A 3,340-nucleotide genomic window follows, 5' to 3' on the forward strand; every position below is an offset into this window, starting at 1 on the left:
TGACGGCCAGCACGAGTACCGATACGGCCCCCGTGATCGTGAGCGCCACCCCCCAGGCGGCGGAGCGGACGAGCCGGGCGTCGGCGTCGAGGACTCGTCTCACAGCAGCCCCAGCCGGTAACCGCGTCCGCGCACCGTCTGCACGATCGCGGGGTCGTCTTCCTGCGGGAGGTAGTGGACGTACGTGTCCACGGCGCCGGGGGTGTCGTCGGGCGAGAAGACCTCGCGCAGGATGTCCTCGCGCGAGAACGTCCGCTCGGGGTGGACGGCCAGGAGCCGGAGCAGCGCGTTCTCGCGCTCCGTGAGGATGATGCGGCCGTCGTACGGCGAGTACACCGCCCGCGACTCGGGGTAGAACTCCCACTCCCCCACGCGCACGAACGGCCCCTCACCGTTGCTGACCCGGCGGATCGCGCGCAGCCGCGCGAAGAGCTCGTCGAACTCGAACGGTTTGACGAGGTAGTCGTTGGCGCCGGCATCCAATCCCCGCACCTTGTCCTGCACGGTGCCGAGTGCCGTGAGGATGAGCATCGGGATGCGGGATCCGGCCCGGCGCAGGGTCTCCACGATCGTGAGCCCGTCGACGGTGGGCAGGCGCCGGTCCACGACGATCACGTCGAATGTCCGGGCGTCGGCGATGTCGAGCGCCTCGCCGCCGTCCGCGACGAGCGTCACCTCGTAGACCTCGTCGAGGACCGTGGCCATCACGGGGCCGAGCTGCTCGTCGTCCTCAATCAGCAGCAGCCGGGGGCGACCGGCGGCGGGTGTGCTCATGTCCTCTGCTCTCTCCGGTGCGACCGGCGGCGCCCGGGTCGCGTCGCCCGGAATCGATCCGGATGCCACGAGCATGCGCCCGCGGCTCTAAGAAAGCACTGATCCGCGCCTCAGGACAGGGGCAGCCGCATGCTGTCCGCGCGATCCGCGCGGCGCGCGGCACCCACAGCCGCCTGCATCACCGCCACGAGAACGACCATCACCACCGTCAGAGCGAGGGACACCCACCCGGTTCCGACGCCGACACCGCCCTCGGTGGCGGGCTTGCCGAGCCAGTCCGCCACCGACGCGCCCAGCGGTCGCGTCAGGACGTAGGCGAACCAGAACGCGAAAACGCCGGTCCACCAGGCCATCCGCCATCCGACCACCGGGATGACGATGAGCACCGCGAACACGATGATCGAGGGGAAGTAACCGAGGTCGAACGTCACGGCCGTCAGGTCCCCCGCGGCCGTTCCGAGGGCGAACGTCGCCACCACGGCCGCCCAGTAGAAGAGCTCGCGTCGGGTCGTGGTGACCTCGTGCACGGACAGCGTGCCCTCGCTCCGCCGCCAGAACACGAAGACCGCCGCGAGCGCGATCGCGTACAGCGCCGCCGACGCGAGATACGGCAGGCCGATCACGACGTGCGCGACGTCGGCCGCCATGGTCCCGAAGACGCCGACCGCGGCGACCGCCAGCCAGTAGGCGACCGGGACGTACCGGTGGCGCGTCAGCTGCCACGCGAGCGCGACGACGAACAGCACGAACCCGAGCAGCACGGCGACGACCGGATCGAGCGCGCGGATCGAGAAGTCGGACACCGCCTCCCCCAGCGCGGTGGAGGCGGCTTTGGCGACCCAGAACAGCGGCGAGGGGTCCGGGACGCGGGACGGTCGGGCGCTCGAAGTCATGACCGGGATGATCGCGGGTCGGTTCTCAGACGGCTCTAAGACGTCGGCTGTTGGCGCTGCCACTCGGCGATGACGGCTCAGTCGTCGTTCCCGCGCCCCTCCGCGACGGCATCCGCGAACACGGTGCGCAGGACCTCCCCGAAAGGCAGACGGACGCCGAGACCGTCGGCGGCATCCAGGGCGAGATGCAGGTCCTTGCGCCCCAAGGACGTCGTGAATCCCGCGGGTCGATAGCGTCGCTGCGCGATGAGTTGCCCGTAGGAGGCGTAGACGGCTCCGGGAAACAGCGTGGCCGTGAGCAGGTCGATCACGCCGGCCGCATCGATGCCGGCGCGCTCGGCGACACCCACCGTCTCGCCCAGCGACCGGATGACGCACGCGACCATGTAGTTGCCGAGCACCTTGACCGCATTCGCCTGTTCCGGGAGGTCGCCGAGACGCCAGGTCCGCGAGCCGATGACGTCGAAGATCGGCTGTACCTGGTCGATCAGGTCGTCCGGACCGCCGGCGAGGATGCTCAGCTGACCGGCCTCGGCGACCGGCACCCGCCCGAAGACCGGGGCGGCGAGGTATCCGACCCCATGCGCGGCATGCCGCTCCGCGGCCCGGCTCGACAACGAGCAGGTGGCGTTCCGCTACACCGCCACCGTGAGCCGAAGATCCGGTGTACCGATCGAGCGGCTGACCGAGCCGTCCCGGCTCGTCCTGTGGCTCGCAGCCAACGATCTCGACCCCGGACGGGAGGCCACGCCCACCGACCTCGACCGCGCCCTTCATCTGCGCGAGGCGATCTATCGTGCGGGAGCCGCGGTCGCCCGCAGCCTCACCCCAACCGAGGAGGATGTGCGGACGATCAACGAGGCGGCCGCAGCCGGAAGGCCCGTTCCGGCCTGGGAGTCCGGCCAGGATCGGTGGAGACTGACCGGGCCGGACCACCTGACCGACGCTCTGGCCGTCATCGCTCACGACGCCATTCGGGCGCTCGGCGGTGCCCCCGCCCGGGTGAAGACGTGCGAAGGCCCGGACTGCGCGGGCCTCTTCTTGGACACGAGCCGCGGCGGAAGCCGACGCTGGTGCTCGATGAACACCTGTGGCAACAAGGCGAAGAAGAGCCGGATGCGCTGACGTCGCACGCGAGCGGCCGGCGGCCCTCAGCTCTCGACGGGCAAGTCGTCGTAGACGCGAAGGGCCAGCGCGATCTGGAGCCCGTCCGACGAGTGCGACTCGCGGCCCTTCCAGAAGCGATCGACGCGCTGGCGCACGGTGTTGCGATGGACGCCGAGGAGCTCCGCGGCGCGTACGGCGTTCTCGCCGCACGAGAAGTAGACGGCGAGCGTCTCGCGAGCCACCCGGGCCTGCTCCCCCGGAGCGGCGTAAGGCCCCAGGACGTCGAGGATCCAGCGGCGCGTGGTGGCGGCATCCTTCGTCAGCAGGTCCACGAGCGCCACCTGCGGATCCGTGTACGTCACCACAGTCGAGCCGGCTGCACCAGCCCGATCTCTGCCGACTCGTCGGCGCCTCGGCCGTCGCGCTCGTGACGCCGATGTGGGAGGAGCCGTTCGGGCCTGGTGATCGCCGAGGCGCTCATCACCGGAACGCCCGTGGCCGCGTTCGACATCGGCGGGGTGTCGGAGGTGCTCGCCGGGATGCCGGGGACCGCCGCCGTCATGGCC

Annotated in this window: 5 protein-coding genes; 1 reads left to right on the forward strand and 4 read right to left on the reverse strand. The window is 70.8% G+C overall.

Going from position 1 to position 3,340, the window contains the following annotated elements; translation table 11 throughout:
* Nucleotides 1–99: 99 nt before the first annotated feature.
* The 3 genes from I5G_RS12740 to I5G_RS22330 all read right to left on the reverse strand — a co-directional run bounded on the left by I5G_RS12740 (nucleotide 100) and on the right by I5G_RS22330 (nucleotide 2,284).
* Nucleotides 100–774, reverse strand: a complete 675-nt coding sequence (locus I5G_RS12740; protein WP_026095895.1) for a response regulator transcription factor — start codon at nucleotides 772–774, stop codon at nucleotides 100–102.
* A 110-nt stretch (nucleotides 775–884) separates the two neighbouring features.
* On the reverse strand, nucleotides 885–1,667 hold the full coding sequence (locus tag I5G_RS12745) for a hypothetical protein (protein WP_022879403.1): 783 nt from the start codon (nucleotides 1,665–1,667) through the stop codon (nucleotides 885–887).
* A gap of 77 nt (nucleotides 1,668–1,744) precedes the next feature.
* Nucleotides 1,745–2,284 (reverse strand): NAD(P)-dependent oxidoreductase, encoded by a 540-nt coding sequence (locus I5G_RS22330; protein WP_083896642.1) that lies wholly within the window; start codon nucleotides 2,282–2,284, stop codon nucleotides 1,745–1,747.
* Between the two features lie 7 nt (nucleotides 2,285–2,291).
* Between I5G_RS22330 and I5G_RS22335 the strand changes: the two genes are divergently transcribed.
* Nucleotides 2,292–2,792: an ABATE domain-containing protein gene (locus I5G_RS22335; protein ID WP_022879404.1), complete on the forward strand. Its 501-nt coding sequence runs from the start codon at nucleotides 2,292–2,294 to the stop codon at nucleotides 2,790–2,792.
* Between the two features lie 26 nt (nucleotides 2,793–2,818).
* Here the strand turns inward: I5G_RS22335 and I5G_RS12760 are convergent, their stop codons facing one another.
* The gene (locus I5G_RS12760) at nucleotides 2,819–3,115 is read right to left on the reverse strand and encodes a helix-turn-helix domain-containing protein (RefSeq protein WP_187288843.1); all 297 of its coding nucleotides are present in this window, start codon (nucleotides 3,113–3,115) and stop codon (nucleotides 2,819–2,821) included.
* Between the last annotated feature and the right edge of the window lie 225 nt (nucleotides 3,116–3,340).

The organism is Microbacterium sp. B19 (assembly GCF_000333395.1).
Taxonomy (GTDB): domain Bacteria; phylum Actinomycetota; class Actinomycetes; order Actinomycetales; family Microbacteriaceae; genus Microbacterium.

What these genes read in the sequence shown, in the direction of transcription:
- I5G_RS12740 (WP_026095895.1), bottom strand. Translation starts at nt 774, where the DNA reads ATGAGCACACCCGCCGCCGGTCGCCCCCGGCTGCTGCTGATTGAGGAC.
- I5G_RS12745 (WP_022879403.1), bottom strand. Translation starts at nt 1,667, where the DNA reads ATGACTTCGAGCGCCCGACCGTCCCGCGTCCCGGACCCCTCGCCGCTG.